The sequence below is a fragment of the Endozoicomonas sp. genome (assembly GCF_965196975.1).
Taxonomy (GTDB): domain Bacteria; phylum Pseudomonadota; class Gammaproteobacteria; order Pseudomonadales; family Endozoicomonadaceae; genus Endozoicomonas.
In genome coordinates, this window is record NZ_OZ239981.1 from 883801 (window position 1) to 904982 (window position 21182).

The 21182-nt window shown below is 43.8% G+C and carries 21 protein-coding genes; 15 read left to right on the forward strand and 6 right to left on the reverse strand.

What is annotated here, in order from left to right; genetic code table 11:
* The first annotated feature begins 12 nt into the window (after nt 1–12).
* Nucleotides 13–1293, forward strand: coding sequence for an ISKra4 family transposase (locus tag ACOCLE_RS03925; RefSeq protein ID WP_419532972.1), 1281 nt, complete (start codon nt 13–15; stop codon nt 1291–1293).
* Nucleotides 1294–1722: 429 nt separating this feature from the next.
* On the opposite strand, the gene ACOCLE_RS03930 is transcribed toward ACOCLE_RS03925, so the two are convergent.
* Nucleotides 1723–2847 (reverse strand): hypothetical protein, encoded by a 1125-nt coding sequence (locus ACOCLE_RS03930; protein WP_419535596.1) that lies wholly within the window; start codon nt 2845–2847, stop codon nt 1723–1725.
* 94 nt (nt 2848–2941) lie between these two features.
* Complete coding sequence (locus tag ACOCLE_RS03935) at nt 2942–4087, reverse strand: DUF3080 family protein (RefSeq protein ID WP_419535597.1); 1146 nt, start codon at nt 4085–4087, stop codon at nt 2942–2944.
* Nucleotides 4088–4891: 804 nt separating this feature from the next.
* Here ACOCLE_RS03935 and tnpC point away from each other — a divergent pair.
* The 6 genes from tnpC (at nt 4892) to ACOCLE_RS03965 (ending at nt 9926) form a co-directional block, all read left to right on the forward strand.
* Complete coding sequence (gene tnpC, locus ACOCLE_RS03940; protein ID WP_419532963.1) at nt 4892–6397, forward strand: IS66 family transposase; 1506 nt, start codon at nt 4892–4894, stop codon at nt 6395–6397.
* Between the two features lie 73 nt (nt 6398–6470).
* Complete coding sequence (locus ACOCLE_RS03945) at nt 6471–6947, forward strand: hypothetical protein (RefSeq protein WP_419535598.1); 477 nt, start codon at nt 6471–6473, stop codon at nt 6945–6947.
* Nucleotides 6948–7094: 147 nt separating this feature from the next.
* Nucleotides 7095–7403, forward strand: coding sequence for a transposase (locus tag ACOCLE_RS03950; protein WP_419533454.1), 309 nt, complete (start codon nt 7095–7097; stop codon nt 7401–7403).
* Nucleotides 7400–8260, forward strand: a complete 861-nt coding sequence (locus ACOCLE_RS03955; protein WP_419533453.1) for an IS3 family transposase — start codon at nt 7400–7402, stop codon at nt 8258–8260. The genes ACOCLE_RS03950 and ACOCLE_RS03955 overlap by 4 nt, the downstream gene beginning before the upstream one ends.
* A gap of 174 nt (nt 8261–8434) precedes the next feature.
* Nucleotides 8435–8719 (forward strand): hypothetical protein, encoded by a 285-nt coding sequence (locus ACOCLE_RS03960; RefSeq protein ID WP_419535599.1) that lies wholly within the window; start codon nt 8435–8437, stop codon nt 8717–8719.
* 601 nt (nt 8720–9320) lie between these two features.
* Complete coding sequence (locus tag ACOCLE_RS03965; RefSeq protein WP_419535600.1) at nt 9321–9926, forward strand: hypothetical protein; 606 nt, start codon at nt 9321–9323, stop codon at nt 9924–9926.
* On the opposite strand, the gene ACOCLE_RS03970 is transcribed toward ACOCLE_RS03965, so the two are convergent.
* Nucleotides 9916–10959 (reverse strand): transposase, encoded by a 1044-nt coding sequence (locus ACOCLE_RS03970; RefSeq protein ID WP_419533005.1) that lies wholly within the window; start codon nt 10957–10959, stop codon nt 9916–9918. The genes ACOCLE_RS03965 and ACOCLE_RS03970 overlap by 11 nt on opposite strands.
* A gap of 67 nt (nt 10960–11026) precedes the next feature.
* Between ACOCLE_RS03970 and ACOCLE_RS03975 the strand changes: the two genes are divergently transcribed.
* Entirely contained in the window at nt 11027–11731 is a 705-nt protein-coding gene (locus tag ACOCLE_RS03975; protein ID WP_419535601.1) for a hypothetical protein, read from the forward strand.
* Nucleotides 11732–11821: 90 nt separating this feature from the next.
* Complete coding sequence (locus ACOCLE_RS03980) at nt 11822–12409, forward strand: hypothetical protein (protein ID WP_419535602.1); 588 nt, start codon at nt 11822–11824, stop codon at nt 12407–12409.
* 134 nt (nt 12410–12543) lie between these two features.
* Here ACOCLE_RS03980 and ACOCLE_RS03985 read toward each other — a convergent pair whose 3' ends face one another.
* The gene (locus ACOCLE_RS03985; RefSeq protein WP_419532972.1) at nt 12544–13824 is read right to left on the reverse strand and encodes an ISKra4 family transposase; all 1281 of its coding nucleotides are present in this window, start codon (nt 13822–13824) and stop codon (nt 12544–12546) included.
* 93 nt (nt 13825–13917) lie between these two features.
* Here ACOCLE_RS03985 and ACOCLE_RS03990 point away from each other — a divergent pair, with 93 nt between their 5' ends.
* The 5 genes from ACOCLE_RS03990 (at nt 13918) to ACOCLE_RS04010 (ending at nt 17909) form a co-directional block, all read left to right on the forward strand.
* A complete protein-coding gene (locus ACOCLE_RS03990; RefSeq protein WP_419535603.1) occupies nt 13918–14625 on the forward strand; it encodes a DUF5677 domain-containing protein in 708 nt (235 codons plus the stop codon).
* Nucleotides 14626–14734: 109 nt separating this feature from the next.
* The gene (locus ACOCLE_RS03995; protein ID WP_419535604.1) at nt 14735–15412 is read left to right on the forward strand and encodes an SAM-dependent methyltransferase; all 678 of its coding nucleotides are present in this window, start codon (nt 14735–14737) and stop codon (nt 15410–15412) included.
* Nucleotides 15413–15518: 106 nt separating this feature from the next.
* Nucleotides 15519–15944 (forward strand): hypothetical protein, encoded by a 426-nt coding sequence (locus tag ACOCLE_RS04000; protein ID WP_419535605.1) that lies wholly within the window; start codon nt 15519–15521, stop codon nt 15942–15944.
* Between the two features lie 473 nt (nt 15945–16417).
* A complete protein-coding gene (pdxB, locus tag ACOCLE_RS04005) occupies nt 16418–17584 on the forward strand; it encodes a 4-phosphoerythronate dehydrogenase PdxB (protein ID WP_419535606.1) in 1167 nt (388 codons plus the stop codon).
* Nucleotides 17585–17720: 136 nt separating this feature from the next.
* The gene (locus tag ACOCLE_RS04010; RefSeq protein WP_419535607.1) at nt 17721–17909 is read left to right on the forward strand and encodes a hypothetical protein; all 189 of its coding nucleotides are present in this window, start codon (nt 17721–17723) and stop codon (nt 17907–17909) included.
* Here the strand turns inward: ACOCLE_RS04010 and ACOCLE_RS04015 are convergent.
* On the reverse strand, nt 17904–19184 hold the full coding sequence (locus ACOCLE_RS04015) for an ISKra4 family transposase (protein WP_419532972.1): 1281 nt from the start codon (nt 19182–19184) through the stop codon (nt 17904–17906). The two genes, ACOCLE_RS04010 and ACOCLE_RS04015, sit on opposite strands and share 6 nt — an antisense overlap.
* Here ACOCLE_RS04015 and ACOCLE_RS04020 point away from each other — a divergent pair.
* Complete coding sequence (locus ACOCLE_RS04020; RefSeq protein ID WP_419535608.1) at nt 19183–20517, forward strand: hypothetical protein; 1335 nt, start codon at nt 19183–19185, stop codon at nt 20515–20517. The genes ACOCLE_RS04015 and ACOCLE_RS04020 overlap by 2 nt on opposite strands.
* A gap of 176 nt (nt 20518–20693) precedes the next feature.
* Here the strand turns inward: ACOCLE_RS04020 and ACOCLE_RS04025 are convergent, their stop codons facing one another.
* The gene (locus tag ACOCLE_RS04025) at nt 20694–21059 is read right to left on the reverse strand and encodes a YacL family protein (RefSeq protein ID WP_419535609.1); all 366 of its coding nucleotides are present in this window, start codon (nt 21057–21059) and stop codon (nt 20694–20696) included.
* Nucleotides 21060–21182: the final 123 nt, after the last annotated feature.

Below are 21182 nucleotides of genomic sequence, written 5' to 3' on the forward strand. Positions count from 1 at the left end.
TAGTTAACTGTCATGCCCGCTTCTGTTATTTCCAGCTCTACCAAAAGCATCGTTTTGCAAATTGAAGTTTCTATAGATTCAGGCAACATGCTGAATCTTGAAGATAGTTTACAGCGTGCACTCAATGAAGCCGGGCAGCTTGGAACAAAAGAGTTATTGGGGCTATTTGAATCACCCAATAAAGAACCTATCGTCGTTAATCAGCAGAAGTGGAACTACAAAGGAAAGGTTCTTAAGCACTATGAAACCTTATACGGTCGTATACCTTTGGAGCGCTCCGTATATCAGGGTGTCAGAGGTGGCAGTACTCTGGCAGCACTTGATCTTCGTGCCGGTATTATTGGTTCAGCTACCCCCAAATTTGCCAAGTCTATCGCCTGGAAATACAGCCAGATGCCAGCGCCTGCGGTAAAAGAAGATTTTGAGACCAACCATCAAAGGACGCTTTCAAATTCTTATATCAAGCATTTATCGGACAGAGTAGGTGCATTAATTGAAGACCAGCAAGACACTCACTACCACCTTCCTCCACTAAAAGAGCCTGTTGAAACAATAGCCATTGGTCTGGATGGAACCTGCATGCTGCTTTGTGAAGAAGGCTGGAGGGAAGCCATGTGTGGGACATTGAGCCTATATTCTGCAGATGGAGACAGGCTCCACACGATATATACAGCCAGTTCGCCAGAGTATGGTAAACAAAGCTTTATGAGCAAGCTCGACGAGGAGATTGCAGATCTAAAACGACTCTACCCAAATGCCACATACATCGGGGTAGCTGACGGGGCTAGAGAAAACTGGAGTTATTTGAAACAACATACCTCTGGGCAGATACTCGATTTTTATCATGCATCTGAATATTTAGCTGGAGCAGCGGAAGCACTGTTTCCAACCAGTAAGGCGAAGCGACACCAGTGGCTTGAAGACAGGCTACATAGTTTGAAAAACAAGCGTGGAGCAGCCAAAAAAATCCTTCAGGAAATTGAATCAGCCGAGCTCCCGAAAAAGACAATCGCACTGACAGAGAAGCGCTACAAAGCTGTGAGCTATTTTACAAACAATCACCAGTTAATGAATTATCATCAGGCGCTTAAACGCCATTGGCCAATAGGTTCAGGAGTTACTGAAGCGGCTTGTAAGACTCTGGTAAAGCAACGATTATGTGGTTCTGGAATGAGGTGGAAAGCAACAGGAGCGGAAGTGCTTTTGACAACAAGAGCACTGATCCAGAGTAAGGGGCGCTGGGAACAACTTTGGTCTGAGTTCATGACTGGAAAGGTTGAAGCTAACCTATGAGTCAGTTATCAAATTGAGAGAGCACCCCTCTTTAATAGATAAATTTTAGTACAATTCTTATTTGTTTGATTTTGAACGGTTTTTTAGAAGGTGTTGAATGTAATTTATTCCATGACACTAACTGAGAGTGAATGACTGCTTATAGAAGAGATCGAGCTTTTGCACTGTTTCAGTGATCGTTGCCATACCTGTGTGTGATGCTTAACTCCTTGATTTAACGCATTCCAAATGCTGAGTGGTGTCGTCATCATTCACGATTGAATTCAGGCGATCCATTATTCTCGCTTCAAGAGGCAACAGGAGCCTTTCTGCAGGCGATGACATGATTCAGAGTTTGGCTTAACCCTATTGCTGAATAGATCAACTCTCTCAGGTGACGGGAAGCGGAAGTTATATGTATGCTTGTGCTACTCATCAGCTGGGATTGCCTTATTCAATATAAACAAGCTTGCACCGGTGCTCAGTGATCGAATTTTCCTGTAATTCGTTAAATTGTTTCTGTAATGAAAAGCTGGAGAATAATTGATCCAGCTTATTAAAGTGGACTGCGTAGAAACCGGCATGTAGTTTTCGAAGGTGTGGTTTTAGCTCATTGTAGACTTTATTGATTTTCTTTTGCCGAGTGGATAGGGGAGGAGGCCATAAAGATTCACTGTATTCTTCTAATTGGTCTATAAGGTTTGCTATAAGAATATGGCTTTTGCTTGTAGGAATAATCATAAAGGTAATAGTGGTATCGGTCATTGAATCGATCATCGTTCCGGTCATCTGGTGAATAATGGCTGGAAACGAAAGGGCGCTTTCGGGTCTGGCTGCTCCTTGTTCGTTGGGTTCTGGCCAGTGACCAGCAGGCTGCTTCTGGGCAAGCGCTACCAGCTCCATGGTTTTCCGCTTTACGGTTGCCCTGACTTCGCGGTGGGTTGTGTTTATAAGGAACTGGCTGATAGAAAAAGTGCGGGTTGGTTGATGCGGGGGACTTTGAGATTGTTCCTGCTCATTGGGGGTGAGAACAGAATATTGAATACGATCCAGTTCTTCTAAAGCATTAATGCCATCTGGAATGATATAAGTGCTATCAACGTGCTGGCTATCGATCAAAAGGGTGTTAAGAACAAGGCTTCGTTCAGGGCTGGCCTTTGAAAGTAACTTGTTTAGAGGGCTGGTTATAAATCCGCTATTGGGTTCTGAGTGATTACCGGCACGATGTTTCTCAATTGAGGCTTGGATACGACGTTGCTCACGATCGACAATTTCCTGTAACAAACTCTTTCCCTGCTTAAGGGTAACGGCTACGGCCTCAGAGGAGGGAAAGGGAGAGGGTTCCCTGTCATTGACCGTTGGTGTTAAGTGAGGGGTAACGTCTGAATCCGGCATAACAGAGATAGCGGCATTCATCAGTGATTTGCCTTCATGGTGTGGTGGATGGTCAGCTTTTGAAACTGTCTGTTGAGAAGGACTCTGTGTTACCGGGTTTTCAGTCAACTGAAGCTGCGCCGCTTCTGGTTCTTCCGGTATCGTCGGTAATGGGTTGGAATATGAGTAAAGGCGCAGCATAAACATGTCTCTTAAGAAAACTCACTATTAAGAAAGCCCATTAAATGAGCAGCGATGCCGTTTTTCTGTGTTCATAAACCGCCGTGTGATTGGTTCACGGTCGTTGATCTGAAACCGCTGGCGTTTTGCCACACTGCTCCAGAAATCGTCCCCAGACGGAGGTATGGTGTTTGATGCTCTGTTCCAGCCGGTACCAGGGACTGTTCAGGTTGGACGCCTGAGTGATCACACGGAGATAGCGTTGAGCTTCCTCGTCGGGTGCCGCTGGTAGGAAGGAGAGCAGGCGCCTGACGTCATTCCGGATAATGCCGCCTTCCTGATGAACCCTGGCAAGATAAGGCTGAACCTTCTCCCGGTAAAACAGCCGGAAGACATTGTGCAACCTCTCTTCTTCTGCCGGGTCGGCCGCTGGGCAGACAGGCCCTTTCTGCAGACGACGCTCCAGTATAGTGGCCGCGTGATTCAGCGTCTGGCTTAATACCGCGGCGGTGTAAATTAACGCTCCCAGGTACCGGGAGGCGGAAACCTGTTGGAGATGGTTCTCCAGGTTGGCCAGGGTATAGGGGGCTTCCAGCGTTTGATCGGGCAGTAGCTGGGTCAGGTAGTTCAGTGCTTCCCGGGTGCCCTGAAAACCCGTCTGACCATCAGCAGGCAGCAGTCGGCCCTGGCTCTCCAACTGCCGGCTGAACTCAGTGTTGGCAAAGATCAGATTCCACTCAATGGCGGGAAACGATGCCTGCTTTTCGGTGAACACCCCTTGAAGTTTGGCAATGACCTCCGGGTCCTCATCCGTCTGCTCTAAAAAACGGATGCACTGGGGGATCAGCGATAACAGGGTTTTCTCATAAAAATAGTGCTGAGAGGGCAGCATCTGCTTGCCCAGGCTGCTGTTTCGATACGCCACGGCCTGGCTGAGTGCAGGGCATTTAAGCAGATCCAGCGCCTCCAGTGCTTTTATGCGAATATCGGGTGCCGGGTAAGCGCGCTGCCTTAATGGCGGCAAGGCTGGCAGGGCGATATCGGGGCCAGGAAGATCGACATCGGTAACCCGGCTGAGGCGTTTGGTGTATTCCTCAAGAAAATAGTCCGGTGAGGATTGGTCTGAGCAGCCGGAGAGCAGGAAAACCGCGAGTAATAACAGGGCTGAAGGCCGTTGTACCGTAATCTTGCTCATCCGTTCGGAGATGGCATGAACTCTCTTAAGGGAGCGAAGGCGCAGCGAGAACGGAAGTCTATTCATAAAGTATTTGGCTCTTTTCTTATGCAATCACTGTCGTTCACGCAGGGAAAACGGGTTCAGACTTATGGCATCTTTAGCATGCTCAGGGGCAATCGCTGTGTACGTTATCGTTAATTTTATACCCATCTGTTCCAGTATATTCTGAAGTACGATGAAATTCCCCCAGTTGATCATGAAGCAGCCGATAGACTCGAACCTAAATGGATAGGCCAAGTAGACGGTGTCATACCGCATTGAATAGCAGTCCGAAACGTCCATCATCAGGGCAATTTGAGATAATTATAAGGCGATGGATTAATAATAAAGGATATTCTTCAATTGACCGTTTTTATCTGATACTTTAGTTCAGTTTTAGCCAGCTATGGTGCACACATCACGTACTTCTCATATTACAAAAGTTGTTGTTGAGCTGTTTCATATATGGGCTCCCGGATGTCAGTAAAAGGCAGAAGTACAAGTGGACTGGCGGTAGCGTGCCTGATGAACAGCTGCTCAGTATTCAATGCTGTTTTTTTGTACAGCGTTATTGTTGTTATTGGGAATATAACAAATAACTCAGCTGAGATTTATTGAAGGTGTGTGCATTAAATTAATATATTTCAGTTGGTTACATTGTTTTTCAAAAGGGTGATATATCTCACGTGAGATGTTATTGCTTTATATGGGGTGCTATATCTCAAGTGAGTGCAATATCCAATATTACTCATTTGAGTTTGTAACTATTCAGCACCCTTCATATAAATCTGGAATTTTCTGATTTTTCGACCATCATCTTATACTCAATTTTTCTAACAAATCTCCAGTATGGAACCAGACTTCCCAGCTACTCCGTTTACCGAAGCTCTCCTTAAAGAGAATGAAGAGCTTCGGACCGAGAATGCGCTTTTACGGGAACGTTGCAGCGAACTGGAAGAAAGGGTTAATAAAAACAGTCAAAACAGTAGTAAGCCACCATCGTCAGATGGTTATCAAAAGCCCAGTAAAAAAGGGAGTGATAAAGGTGATACATCTTCCAAAGAAGCCCCCTGCTCCTCACAGGAAACACCGAACCCCAAAAGCCTTAGACCATCTTCAGGCAATAAACCAGGTGGCCAGAAAGGTCATCAAGGCTCTTGTTTGAGACGTGTCGCCTTACCCGATTATGTCAGGCATCTGAAGGTTGAAAAATGTTGCTGTTGCCAGTCTTCGCTTATCGATATTAAACCCACCAAATACATTGAGCGACAGGTTTTTGATCCAGGTAGACCCGGAGAATTTGAAGTTACCGCGTACTGGGCAGACGTTAAAGTATGTCCTTGTGGTAAACGGAACACCGCTGAGTTTCCCCAAGGAGTGAAAGCCGCTGCTCAATACGGAGAAGTGACTCAGGCAATGGCTGTTCATTTAAACCAGTATCACTTCATCCCATATCACCGGGTGTCTGAGTATTTCAATACTATTTATTGCATGAGTGTCAGCGCAGGCTCTGTTGCCAATTTTGTTGCCTATACCCATGAGAACCTGGCCTCTACTGAGCAGAGTATCCGCGATGCTTTACAAGAAAGTCCGGTTGCAGGAGCGGATGAAACTGGCATGCGGGTTGACGGTTCACTGTGGTGGTTACACATTATGCGAGATGACCAATGGACGCTTTACTACCTCTCAGAAAGGCGAGGTTGTGAAGCAATGGATGCAATGGGCATCCTGCTGACTTTTGCAGGCATTCTGGTTCACGATCATTGGAAGTCCTACTTTGCCTATGCGGCAGTGCATGTGCTTTGTAATGCCCATCATCTGAGAGAGCTTCAGGGAGTTGTCGATAGGGATGCGAATAAGCTGGCTCTGCGGCTGATGAAATTGCTTACGCTCTCCTGGCACTTCTGCAAGAAATACAAAGCAGCCGGTCTGACTCAAATGCCTGGTGCAATACAGCTTCGCATTGAGACGATATACGACCAAATCCTTCAAAGGGCTCTCACGAAGGAAACCGCTTATATGGAAAAACAACGACAGGTGCTTGGACGTAAGAAGGTCAGGAATACCAAGGCCTACAACCTGTTCAAAAGGCTTATTGAGTTTAAGGTTGAAACGTTGCGCTTCATGTCGGACTTTTCAATTCCCTTCGATAACAATGGCAGTGAACGTGATGCCAGGATGGCCAAACTTAAGCAGAAGATCTCAGGCTGCTTCAGAAGCGAAGACGGAGGTACCATGTTTACCCGAATCCGAAGCTATTTATCATCTGCTAAAAAGCAGGGGTTGAACATATTTCAGGCGCTTCTTAAAGCGGTTCGAAATTACAACAATACGCCTTTGCTGGGTGCTGAATAGTTACTTGAGTTTTAATACAATGTTAGGTGCTTACGCCCATATATAGAACAGGATAAGGATTTGAGACTCAATAATGACAACTACACTAGATATCATTGATACAGCAGTTAAAATCGGGCTAGGAGCTGCCATTACAGGATTGTCGACCTATCTATTATCAATAACAAATCATACCAGTTCGCTTGAAAAAGAGGCTTTAGAAAAGCATCAGCAGTTAGCAAAAGAAATTGCCATTGGTTTTGAAAAAGTTGAAACACTTTTTAATGAATGTGCAATGAATTTTCATAATAATGATATTAAAAGTGCAAAGGTTTTTATTTCACAAGCTGCAAGTGAAGCTCATTCTGTAAGAGCAATGACAAATTTAGTTGGTAGCGATGAACTTGTAGACGAATTAGAAAAGTGTACAGAAATACTCGAGAGTATTTATCAAGAGCTTCTTATGAAGAGACCTGAATCCCCAAAAATAGATCTTCTTGGTACTAAGATGACAGCAATAAAAAAATCTGCTTATCCTCTCATCAGAACTATATACAACAATCGCACCTAACAAAAAGTTCAAGTTCGTTCCAGGGTTTCGCCATTCCACCGGACGCGCCTGTCGGCGCGCCGCTTAACTTGGCGTTATGTTTTCGAGTTACCCACGAATACTGGACACTTCATTAAGTTAGATTATCTTCTAACGATGAGGTGAGTCATGAGTAAACACAGACATCCTGCTTATACTGAAGAATTCCGCAAAGAAGCCGTTCGCATGGCGGGATTACCTGATAGAAAAGCTTCAGAGGTTGCTGAACAGCTTGGGATCAGTGTTCAGCAGATCTATAACTGGAAACGACAGTTTTCCCGTCTTTCAGAAAAACAGTTCAATTCACTTGAAGGTGTCGACTATTCTCGCAAAGAATCCGATGAGGTAAAAAACCTCAAACGTGAGAACCACCGCCTCAAGCAGGAGAATGAGTTTCTAAAAAAGGTGTCTGCGTACTTCGCGAAACACCAAGAGTGAAGTACGCCCTGATTGCCAGATATCGCGGTTGCTACTCTCTGGTGTTGATGTGTCGCGTTCTGAGCGTCTCTCGTTCTGGGTTCTATTATTGGCAGATGTCCGGTGAAAGCGTACGAAAGCAGCGCTCGGATAAGATCAAAACAGCCATTGTTAATACGTTTAAGGTTTTCAAAGCTCGCTACGGTGCACCCAGGATCACACAGGAGCTGAAAGCCTCAGGAACACAATGTTGCTTGAATATGGTTGCCCGGCTGATGAAACAGGTTGGGCTCAAGGCGCGTAATGGACGCGCATTTAAATATTCGCCCAGTGCTGAAGCGCTGTACGGTGTTGCTGAAAATCGCTTGCGCCGCTGCTTTCAGGCCGATAAGCCAAACCAGAAGTGGACAACTGATATCACCTATATCCGGGTAAAAAGCCGATGGTTGTATCTCGCAACTGTGATGGATCTTTATTCTCGCCGGATCATCGGCTGGGCTTTAGATACCACCATGGTTGAGTCGTTGGTCACCCGGGCACTTGAGATGGCTTTTGCCCAGCGATCAACAGAGCCTGGGCTGCTTATCCATTCAGATCGTGGTGTTCAATATCGGGCTACTCGTTACCAGAGTTTGATTCGGCGATATGGTGGAGAGCCCAGTATGAGCAGACCTGGTAACTGCTGGGATAATGCAGCTATGGAGTCATTCTTTAGCCGGTTAAAAGTTGAATTAGTTTATGCCGAACGATTTCAGAGTATTGAAGAAGCCAGATCTGGAATCTTTGAATACATCGAAATATTTTATAACCGAATCAGACGGCATTCATCACTGGGATATTTAAGTCCTGTTGAGTTTGAGCGTAGAAACCAACAATAGGTGTCCACTTTTCGTGGGTAACACCAGTTTCTCAAGAGGGTACGAATAGTGTCAAAAAATCTTGATTGGGATAAGGTAAATAAAGATAAAATTGTAGAAACTCATGGCTATGAAAGAGCTTTTACTAATTTTCCGAAAACAAGAAGCAAGAAAGATTAAGAACGTTTCAATGAATTGCCAAAGAAAAAAACACCTGAAGAAAAGTTATACAAAGAATACTTAAAAAGTACTAAAACAAAACCTGTAAACGAAAAAGCTAATAGTAGGCTTAGAAAAACTGCCTTTTTAACTAATATTGCTGAATGCGGGAATATGAATCCTAACGAATTAAAAGAGCTTGATATGCTAGTTCAGAGAGTAGCATTTATTATGAAAAAAGAAGGCTGTAAATCCGAAAAGAAAATCATTCTAAATGGTTATAGGGTTCTACAAAAAATATCTGTTTGTTATAGCGTATAGATGCTGCAATCTAAAAGCGCATTATTTGAAAATGGTAACCAAGAATACTACTCAAAATATTATACAACAGGTTAAGAATAACACTGGATATCGTTATTGCTATTTAAAGTAAAAAGCCAGCAAATAGTATCATTTGCTGGCTAAAATCTGGTGCGGGTGAAGGATTTGAACCTTCAGGGACTATTGGCAACAACAGTGATTTATATCTGAGCAATAACTGAATCTTTGGTAACCCGCAGTACCCCTCCGCACCATTCAATCATTGTATTCAAGTCCATAACTGGCACTCCCATCATAGTACATGCTAAGCCTAAAAAAGCACCTGCGTATACACTCAGAGACAAGATACCGCTCATCAATGCGTCAACTGAAGTCGTTTGGCCCAACTCTTTGTGGTTAAGTACACTCAACCAGAATTCTTCAATAGAGGGATAGTATAGGCAGGGTTCGGTATGTCAATCGAATTTTGTTACTGTGCAATTAGTAAACATAACAAATGCTTCCAGTTCGTGGCTTCGCGACCCGACGCCTCCTGCAGAGACGCAGCTGAAGCAGGCGTTATGAGATAAAAATCATTGAATAAAGATAAGGAGTATCACTAATGATAAAAAAGATTGCATTATCGTTTGTCGTAACCGTATTTATTTCAGGGTGCGTAACCAACAAGGGGCACCGTACAGATTTTGGAACCATCTGTGAATATGAAAAAAGGAACGATTGTCCGGCTTCTGGATTTACAAGACAAAAAACTGAAAACTCAGAATATCATCTTGGATTTATTGAATTTGATGATCAGGGCTTTATTCAAGGGCGAGATAAAAAAGATATAGTCATGTCACAAGTACGTGAAAGAGTGAAATTGGCGAGCCAAAGTGACAAGCCGGTGTTGTTGTTAACTTTTATTCACGGGTGGCACCATAATGCAGAAGGAAATCCAGAAGATAGGGATATATATCGGTTTCGAGAAGAATTGCTAGCAAAAGCAGCAGACGCTTATGCAGATCACGAAGTAATAGGTATTTATCTAGGTTGGCGAGGTAGAGTTGTCAGAGGACCGTTGGATTTCGCCACTTTTTGGAACCGAAAGCGTACCGCTCATGAAGTGGGTCAGAATGGTATGACAGCCGTCCTTTTAGAAATTGAAGATGCTGTGAAAGGATACCCTGTTCGTGAATCACAGAACAAATTGATAGAACTTACGCATTGACAGCTCTGATAAAAGATGGTCTCAGCCAGTCTTTACCATCAGAGAAGCTCTTAATGAAGTCCCAAATAGCATCCTTGAGCGCATCATTCTTAACGCGATAGATGCTACTGAGAGATTCAGATACTTTCTTGGCCTGAAGGCAGGCATACCCAAAGATAGAGGCAAAAATATGGTTCCTGACCTGCTGCTTTCCTCTCACCTGAAAGCGCTCAATACTGCAGAGTTGTTTCAGCGCCCGGTGATACTCTTCGATCGCCCAATGGTGCAGGTGAAGTTCATTAAAGCCTACCTGTGGTGATACCTCTGATCCAGCATGGGGTGTGTAGACGACGTAATGGCGCAGCTCGTTTTTTAGCCGCGTCCGGTACAAACGCACAGAACCAAAATTACGTAGCCAAACGGTTATTCCCTCTTCAGGAATCTCCAGGCTCTGCACTTGTTGGTAGTCACCCTTTTGGATAGAAACAGTACGGTTGCTTTTAACGGCAAACATAAAACCCAGACCGTTGTTTTTCACAGTCTTCAGGTTTGCGGCACTGCTATACCAGGAATCCCCCGTAACAAATGCAGGTCGTAAGCCCCATACAAGTACTTCTTTCAGCATCTCGAGAAAATAATCATTTTTGGACTTTCCGTCCGCAGAGTCATAGATACGGAAATTGACAGGAAGGCTATAGCCTTTGATATCGGTGTAATAGAGCGTTATGAGATTAATGCCCTTGACGGCTTTATGATGCTTGCCCGAGTAATGATAGCCGATGAATGCCGTGTAGTTACTGTACGGCTTATCCAGCACCGTATCATCAACCGATAGCGTGCCCCCATCAAGAATCAGCCTTGCGGCTACTTCCATGAAAAGGTCATTGGGAGCAAAGTCTTCACGTTGTAGAAAACGGTTAACGCTGTGGTGTGACATATCTCCGATCTCACTAAGGCGAGTACAGGTTGCTGATTTCGGCTCACACAATAGAAACCCTGTATATTTCGGCAAATCACACCCAGCTGTTGTAGGTCTTGTTATCTTTCTACGCACGACGACATCCGCTATTTTTTGCTGATCTAGCAATTTTTACAGCTGCCTGTCAATGCGAAAGTCCTAATTGATTACAATCGGCCACAGTTTTGGGGGCGCTGCTTTATATTCAGCCATAAAGGGGGTTTTGGCAGGTCGCTTCATTCAAAGCCGGCCGTTCGGAACAACAAATGAGGTTGATGGTTTTGGAGATTTGGTTTTACTGATGAATCCAGCTTTTGAATCATTGCAGTATCAAAGCCTATTTGAACTATCACAATATAACTGCTTGCCATACCCAGAAACCCAATTGCCGAAGTTCATGGTGCTTGCATCGAAGCAAGATAAGGCTGTAGGTATTACATTCCAGATTGGTAGAGCGCCTTACACGCTTTTGGAAAACCATGAGGATAAAATGGCCAAACGCTGTAGAGAGCCTTACGATAAAGAAGATGAGTATCCTGTTAACCAATGGAGGGCAGATATGATCGCTATCGGACACCATGCGGCATATAGCTCTCATCAATTACAAAATAGAACTACACCCATAGAGGAAATACAAACTTTATCTAGTCAGGCATCTTGGTTTAATTATCAAAAGAGTGGTGAAGGAATCATACCATTAACAAGTAATGTTGAGCTTAAGTCCTACAACAAGACATTAGCAAATAACCCCTATATGAGCATTTTTGTAGTGGACAAACTCATCCCCGGACATAACGAAATATGGGGTAAAGAAATAGTAGAGTTTGTGAGTGAAATTATTCAAGTAACCGGTTTGACGTTACATTGAAAATTTCTCATAACAAATAAAGGCACCGGACAGCAAGCTGCCAGTGCTTTAGACGTTAGCTGAATTCACAACCATCGAGTATTGGTGTAAATGGAACATATTGTAAAACTCATAGATTCTCTAGCCTGGCCAATAGCTGCTATATGGCTAGGTTATATATTTCGAGGAGAGTTACAAAAACTCTTGGGCAGAATGAGCCAAGTAAAATATAAAGATCTTGAAGCAAAATTTGAGAAGAATCTCGAATCAGCAGAAAAAGAAGCAAAGAAAGTAGCTCCGGATACATCTGAAAATAAGAAGCATATTTACGACGAGGAACCTATTTATCCGGATCCGTATGCAGAAAAGTATGAGCAACTACTGAGAATTGCAGAAGAGTCTCCAAGAGCAGCTTTATTAGAGGCATGGGTTGAAGTAGAAAAAGAGCTACTAATAGCGGCAGAGAACAATGGTATAAAATTCCAAAGAGCTCCCTCACCTAGAAAACTGATCATCGAGCTAATAAACACTGGCCAGTACGTAAAAACTATTCTTCCTTTATTTGAAGACCTGAGAAAACTGAGAAATGACGCAGCTCATGTACCAGAATTTATGCCTACCAATAAACAAACTCGTAGATATCTACAATTAGCAATAGAGTTAGCTCTAACCTTCCAGAGTCCGTTAAAATTCAGCTAACAAGTACTTCGTGCGGGAAGCCTGCTACGCCCCGAAAGCAGGCGTTAAGTGTAATCATGAGCATGCAAATCTAGAGGTAGGGATGGAGCTTAAGTTATTGCAAGAAGGGGTGCTCTCTCAATTTGATAACTGACTCATAGGTTAGCTTCAACCTTTCCAGTCATGAACTCAGACCAAAGTTGTTCCCAGCGCCCCTTACTCTGGATCAGTGCTCTTGTTGTCAAAAGCACTTCCGCTCCTGTTGCTTTCCACCTCATTCCAGAACCACATAATCGTTGCTTTACCAGAGTCTTACAAGCCGCTTCAGTAACTCCTGAACCTATTGGCCAATGGCGTTTAAGCGCCTGATGATAATTCATTAACTGGTGATTGTTTGTAAAATAGCTCACAGCTTTGTAGCGCTTCTCTGTCAGTGCGATTGTCTTTTTCGGGAGCTCGGCTGATTCAATTTCCTGAAGGATTTTTTTGGCTGCTCCACGCTTGTTTTTCAAACTATGTAGCCTGTCTTCAAGCCACTGGTGTCGCTTCGCCTTACTGGTTGGAAACAGTGCTTCCGCTGCTCCAGCTAAATATTCAGATGCATGATAAAAATCGAGTATCTGCCCAGAGGTATGTTGTTTCAAATAACTCCAGTTTTCTCTAGCCCCGTCAGCTACCCCGATGTATGTGGCATTTGGGTAGAGTCGTTTTAGATCTGCAATCTCCTCGTCGAGCTTGCTCATAAAGCTTTGTTTACCATACTCTGGCGAACTGGCTGTATATATCGTGTGGAGCCTGTCTCCATCTGCAGAATATAGGCTCAATGTCCCACACATGGCTTCCCTCCAGCCTTCTTCACAAAGCAGCATGCAGGTTCCATCCAGACCAATGGCTATTGTTTCAACAGGCTCTTTTAGTGGAGGAAGGTGGTAGTGAGTGTCTTGCTGGTCTTCAATTAATGCACCTACTCTGTCCGATAAATGCTTGATATAAGAATTTGAAAGCGTCCTTTGATGGTTGGTCTCAAAATCTTCTTTTACCGCAGGCGCTGGCATCTGGCTGTATTTCCAGGCGATAGACTTGGCAAATTTGGGGGTAGCTGAACCAATAATACCGGCACGAAGATCAAGTGCTGCCAGAGTACTGCCACCTCTGACACCCTGATATACGGAGCGCTCCAAAGGTATACGACCGTATAAGGTTTCATAGTGCTTAAGAACCTTTCCTTTGTAGTTCCACTTCTGCTGATTAACGACGATAGGTTCTTTATTGGGTGATTCAAATAGCCCCAATAACTCTTTTGTTCCAAGCTGCCCGGCTTCATTGAGTGCACGCTGTAAACTATCTTCAAGATTCAGCATGTTGCCTGAATCTATAGAAACTTCAATTTGCAAAACGATGCTTTTGGTAGAGCTGGAAATAACAGAAGCGGGCATGACAGTTAACTATTATGAGTGGTGTTCCCATAGTAGCTGTGAAAATAGAGCACTATTGTTTCAATCATTCAGAGAGAGCACCCGCAAGAAGTGTTGGATTTTTCTCACGAAAAAATCACCAAAATCAACTTTGTTACGAAAATAAAATCGCATAGTTATAGTATCTCGATTTATTGCAGTCTAATTGAGCTGGCAAAATCATTTCATACGCTGATTAGCAACGAGGATTACACTGGTTCATTGTCCGTTTATAGAACATTTTTAGAGAACTATGTTGAATTGATTAACTTGATTGATGATGATAACTATCTGAAGCATATAGAGTTAGAGTTTCATGAACATAAGCTACGCACTTTGAAATCTGCTAAAAATGGAAATGTATATTTAAAGTCTCTAGTTGAAATAGTGGGCACTGAGATACCTAAAAAAGAAGTTCTCATCAAAGATATTAAGCGTGAGTTGGGGATTAAAAATAGTTATCGAATTAAAGATAAGTTCTCAATGGCTAACATGCTTCGTGAGTACGAAGCAGTTTATGCTGAACTTTGTTCAGAGGCTCATTGTAACTTAGGTTCATTGTTCACTCGACATTTCGAGTACAACGAAGCTAAAAAACAGATTGGCGTTTCAATTTATAATCAGGATGTTGCGGAGAAACATTCTATTTATGTAAGTATATTGGCGGTGCAACTAATTGATGCAGGCATCAGAATTGTGTCCTCATTAGACCCCAAGCTCAAACCTGAGTTTGAAAGCTTGAAACAGAACTTCGATGAGCAGCATTTAGCAATCAACACTTAACAAGGTGCTCAACAGTGACCCAAAACGCGTGGCAATGTTGCTCCGCAAAAGTGTATGCCACGGTTTCGGGCACGTTAGCTTGGCGTTACACTTATTAAGGACGTATCAAGTGAAACTGGAGAATGTAGTCCCTTGGGGGAGATCTTTCGAAGAGTACCGGGAAATGTTCTCTCTATCGGAAGATGATCTTAAAAAGTTTATTTTAGGTTGTGGCGATGGCCCAGCATCATTCAATGCAGAACACTCTTCTCAAGGTGGCAGCGTAGTATCTATTGATCCAGCTTATAAGTTTACTGCTCAAGAACTTCAAAGCCGTATTGCCGAAGTCTACGACGAAATCATGCCGCAAATGCAGGCTAATAAAGACAAATACCTGTGGGAGAGCATTCCGTCAGTAGAGGCGCTGGGAAACATTAGAATGTCTGCCATGGAGAAATTCATAGCGGACTATGAAAAAGGAAAAGAAGAAGAGCGCTATATTGAGGCGTCTCTACCTACAGTCAGTTTTTCTGATAAACAATTTGACTTAGCACTTTGCTCCCATTATCTGTTTCTATATAGCGAGCACATTAGTCTAAATGAGCATATTCAATCACTTATAGAGCTAAGTCGAGTCGCAAAAGAGGTGAGGGTATACCCACTGTTATCACTCGACGGCAAAATCTCAACACACTTGCAAGCCGCAATGTCTGCGCTGGGTGACCTTGGTTTATCTACATCATTGGCCAATGTAGGTTATCAATTTCAAAAGGGAGCTACCCAAATGCTGGTAGTAAAATCCGTGTAACAAGCAAAGGCAGTATCGCCCTAGCGGGCTGGACACGCTAACTGCCATTGCTGCTAGGCATTAACTTTCTAAACAAGTGTCACCAGCTGATAAGGAAACTCAAATAATGAAAAAGGCTGTAATCATTTCTGCAGTATTACTGCTTTCAGGTTGCGCAAGCACACCAGAGGTCGTTGATTTTAACGGTAAGTCTGCCGGTACTTACAGTGCAGCTGCTGGGTGTGGAACCCTTATGCTTGATAACGACTGTTCTCAAATGTCCGGCTCTACCAGGGAAATAGAGATTGAAGGTACGAAGCTGCGAATTTCCGGTGGGGACTCAGGTAAAATTGTATTTGTTATGTCTCTGCCTAAATTCATGCCTGATGAGCAGGCTTTGTCAAAAGGTACCAAATCGATAGAGCAATTCTTACAGTCAAAGAATATACAGGTTATGGAAACAAAGGTGATGTACGGTAGCGGTAAGGTGTTCGGTGTGCATTACACACTGGATAATGATGGTTACACATATTTAAAAGAGCTTTCAATGTAAACGGATGAAGAGAAAGCCAACAAGGCCTGCCAGAGGCGGCGTACTTCCCCCCGTTTAAGTGGATACCAAAGCTCCACTTAAACGGGGGGATTAACATAGCCGAAATGATGATCTTCCCTTCCAGTTTCTCCCTCCCTGTATACTCCTTTCGATACTCAAATTCATTGATTCACTGTTCATCAGGATGGACAGTCATTGGCCATAGAATAAGTCCTCAGGTGTCGAAAAAATGCCTGTAACTGCTGACAATCATTAAAGGCCAAAATAAGCACAATGATCATTTATTAATCTCTGTGCGGCTTATTAGACGCTAAAGGCGTGTCTTCGTCCCTGTGTTACCCTGTACTATTCGGACAGAACCCTGGGCAGTCATACTGTTATGGATCCTTTCATATTGGTATAACATAACCAATATTTTTTAGCTGTTGAATGACTCAGCGCGTTAATGAAAACAAGGTGATGAACCCTCTTTTATGAAAATAGTGGCCGATGAAAATATTCCTTTGTTGATGGAGTGCTTTGGGGCGATGGGGGAAGTGGTGGCACTGCCTGGTCGTAGCATTTCACCGGAGGATGTACAGGATGCGGATGCTTTGCTGGTACGCTCGGTAACGAAGGTCAGCCGGCAGTTGGTGGAAAACAGTTCGCTGAAGTTTGTGGGGACGGCCACCGCAGGGTTTGATCATATCGATCGGGACTATCTGGCCAGCCAGGGTATTGCCTTCAGTCATGCGCCGGGGTGCAATGCCACCGCCGTGGTGGAGTATGTGCTGGCCGCCCTGGATATTCTGGCAGAGCGTGATGGTTTTGAGCTGCGTGACCGACGGGTTGGCATCATTGGCAAGGGGCAGGTGGGCGGTCGTCTGTACCGCATGATGGAACGTCTTGGGGTTGATGTCTGTGCCTGTGACCCTTTGCTGGCATCAAACGAAGACAGCCGTGATGATGCCCGCTATGTCAGTGTTGATCAGCTGATTGAGTGCTCGGACATTATATGCCTGCATACCCCGCTGACGATGGATGGCCCTTATCCAACCCATTATCTGATCGGTGAGCTGCAGCTCCGGGCGATGAAACCCGGAACGGTGTTGATTAATGCCGGGCGTGGCCCGGTGATTGATAATGCCGCGCTGAAGCAGTGTCTGAGTGAGCGTGATGATCTGACCGTGGTGCTGGATGTCTGGGAGCACGAACCCGATGCTGACCCGGAATTGATGGCTCAGGTCGATATTGCGACCCCCCATATTGCCGGCTATAGCCTGGATGGAAAGATTCGCGGTACGGAGATGATCTACAAGGCACTGTGCCAGCACTTTGGTCTTCCGGCCAGGGTTCGACTGCCGGCCATTACGCCACTGCCTGTGCTGAAACAGATGAAGTTCAGTGAAGGTATGACGTTTTCAACCACCTGTTCAAAAGCGATCCGTTCGGTTTACGACATCCGTCGTGATGATGCGGTGATGCGAAAAGGGCTGATGGGGGCTGAGGAGCCTCAGCGTCGATTGACGTTTGATCGGCTCCGTAAGGATTATCCGGAACGCCGTGAGTTCAGTACCCTGCGTGTGGAGTTGAAAAACTGTGCAGCCGAACTGGCCGATGTGTTTCAGGCTTTGCAGTTTAAGATTGGCGATGAAATGTGAGATGGGGTTTCTGGGGATTACCGCGAATAGTCCACGATCATAAAAAATAATGTACTCAAAGAGTTAGATGATTCTTGTCTGGAGATAGTGCCTGTTTGCTATAATTTTTTGATGGATGTAAGAATCATGGACGATTATGAAAACAATAACGGATTTCAGAGAATCTATACAGGTTTTACACGATAGATTATTTAATGCTTTAGATGATCAAAAACCTCTTGATGCAGGAGATGTTGGGGGTAAGAAATTTCGAGGGCTCAGAAAAGTTGATAAATTAGATGGCTCTTTTAAAGGGTGCTCTCTCAATTTGATAACTGACTCATAGGTTAGCTTCAACCTTTCCAGTCATGAACTCAGACCAAAGTTGTTCCCAGCGCCCCTTACTCTGGATCAGTGCTCTTGTTGTCAAAAGCACTTCCGCTCCTGTTGCTTTCCACCTCATTCCAGAACCACATAATCGTTGCTTTACCAGAGTCTTACAAGCCGCTTCAGTAACTCCTGAACCTATTGGCCAATGGCGTTTAAGCGCCTGATGATAATTCATTAACTGGTGATTGTTTGTAAAATAGCTCACAGCTTTGTAGCGCTTCTCTGTCAGTGCGATTGTCTTTTTCGGGAGCTCGGCTGATTCAATTTCCTGAAGGATTTTTTTGGCTGCTCCACGCTTGTTTTTCAAACTATGTAGCCTGTCTTCAAGCCACTGGTGTCGCTTCGCCTTACTGGTTGGAAACAGTGCTTCCGCTGCTCCAGCTAAATATTCAGATGCATGATAAAAATCGAGTATCTGCCCAGAGGTATGTTGTTTCAAATAACTCCAGTTTTCTCTAGCCCCGTCAGCTACCCCGATGTATGTGGCATTTGGGTAGAGTCGTTTTAGATCTGCAATCTCCTCGTCGAGCTTGCTCATAAAGCTTTGTTTACCATACTCTGGCGAACTGGCTGTATATATCGTGTGGAGCCTGTCTCCATCTGCAGAATATAGGCTCAATGTCCCACACATGGCTTCCCTCCAGCCTTCTTCACAAAGCAGCATGCAGGTTCCATCCAGACCAATGGCTATTGTTTCAACAGGCTCTTTTAGTGGAGGAAGGTGGTAGTGAGTGTCTTGCTGGTCTTCAATTAATGCACCTACTCTGTCCGATAAATGCTTGATATAAGAATTTGAAAGCGTCCTTTGATGGTTGGTCTCAAAATCTTCTTTTACCGCAGGCGCTGGCATCTGGCTGTATTTCCAGGCGATAGACTTGGCAAATTTGGGGGTAGCTGAACCAATAATACCGGCACGAAGATCAAGTGCTGCCAGAGTACTGCCACCTCTGACACCCTGATATACGGAGCGCTCCAAAGGTATACGACCGTATAAGGTTTCATAGTGCTTAAGAACCTTTCCTTTGTAGTTCCACTTCTGCTGATTAACGACGATAGGTTCTTTATTGGGTGATTCAAATAGCCCCAATAACTCTTTTGTTCCAAGCTGCCCGGCTTCATTGAGTGCACGCTGTAAACTATCTTCAAGATTCAGCATGTTGCCTGAATCTATAGAAACTTCAATTTGCAAAACGATGCTTTTGGTAGAGCTGGAAATAACAGAAGCGGGCATGACAGTTAACTATTATGAGTGGTGTTCCCATAGTAGCTGTGAAAATAGAGCACTATTGTTTCAATCATTCAGAGAGAGTACCCCTTTTAAACATATTTTAACCCCCGGTAATCTCAGAAGTTTATTATCGAGAAGCTTCATGTCATGTAATGTTACAGTTGATAGTGATTTGCACGATGCCTTTGTTGCTCTTAATAATAGACTAATAAAGTATGAATCTTCTGATAGAATTTTAAAAACTCAGGAATTGCTTGATTTGGCCATAGCGGCAGAAAATCTTGAAAATCTTGCAGTCAAAAAGCAAGGTTTTGATGAAACGAGTGACACTGTTCACGATGAAGTAAACTCTGAGCTTGTACAGAATTTACCATTAATGAGTGGTATCAAAAGTGCTACGGATTTACTAACAACGCACCCTGAACTGGGTGTTCTCAAAGAAGATGTTCGAAAAGTGGATGAACCTGGAAACACAAGAATAACGACGTTTAAAAATGGTTCCCAAATTGTCTTTCCATCTGAGTTGGCTCTCGCTGCAGCTGCATCATATTACAATGATAAGTATGATATTGATATAACAGTATCAGGCTTTTTCAACATTAAGCCGCTTGTTGAGAAAATGATGGCTTCATATGATGGAGATTTTCAATCAGGCGTGTTGGTTAATGTTGATCCCGGGAATGATGCGGACTCCCATTTTATTCCTTTAGTGATCAGCCGGAGAGCTGGGAAGGTTGATATTGTTGTTCTTGATAGCGCTGCTCATCAAATGCAGGGTGCCTTATACGTGTTGTCAATGGCGATAGAAAACTGTCAGGTTACATTTGTAGATCATACAAAGAAGCGCCAGGCAGACTATCATTCATGCCGCAACGATGCGATGCTGGTTGTTAAAAATGCTCTAAAGTTTGAGGATTTCATGACTCGTTTTGAAAAGGAGAGCAAGATGTCAATGGCAGGTTTCGTCAGGCATGCATCATTACCTCCCTTCATGAGTAGAACCATTCAGAATGCCAAAAAGATGAAAGATTTTAGTCCAGAAGAAATGGAAATGGATATTCGCCCTGATAAATCAAAAAAATCCCACGAAAAAAAGTCGTTAAGTGAGCATTATCAAAGGTATACCCACTCTCTACAAGCATCCATAGATCATAAGTATGAAGATAATACCGGCTCGCATCATAAAAAATACGATAAAACCTGGGATGTCAATAGGTATCTTCAGGAGAAAGGGTATAGTTTAATCTGTAAAGCATTTAGCCAGTTGGATGATGGAAATGGGGGTATTGATCAAAAAAAGAAAGAATCAATTGTGGAAAAACATATTTTCAAATAGTCGATTAATAGGCTTTAATATAAATTTTTTTATAGAGTATTAATTCTTTGATATACGAAAATTATTGGGTGCCCTCAGAAACAATAGTTCTTCCGAAATACTTAAGAGGGCGCAAGCCGAGTTGATTGACTATTTGAACTTATCCTTAAAGTGATAATAGTAAAACACTTTAAAACTTATATATTCAGAAAGTCCTGCCAGCAGACCAGCAGCGTTTTAAAATCATCCAGCCCACAGTGGCTGATGGACTCATTGTCGTAATAGTCCAGCTCTTCCATTTCATCACAGCCCATTTCGGTATCCAGAAGGGCTGCCCGCACTTCGGCGTGATCGCGCGTCAGATGCAGGCGATAGTCATTGCCATCGTCAAAATACTCCCAGCGCTGACCTTTCTCCAGACTATCCACTACCTGTAACAGGTGCTCCAGCTGCTGCCTGTTGCTGCCCAGTTCTTCTGTCAGCCAGATGCCCATGGCTTCATGGTCCATGGAGAAATGAGCTTCGGGTCGACCGGAATAGTTGCGCTGGAAATGATAGTCCATAGTTTTGTGATATCAGGGAAACCAGTAAAAATGGGTGGGCTATTTTAGGGGGCTGAGCCAGTTTGCCAATAAGTAGTTCAATCAAAAATTGCACAATATGCACCAAATAATGACGCGGGTGTG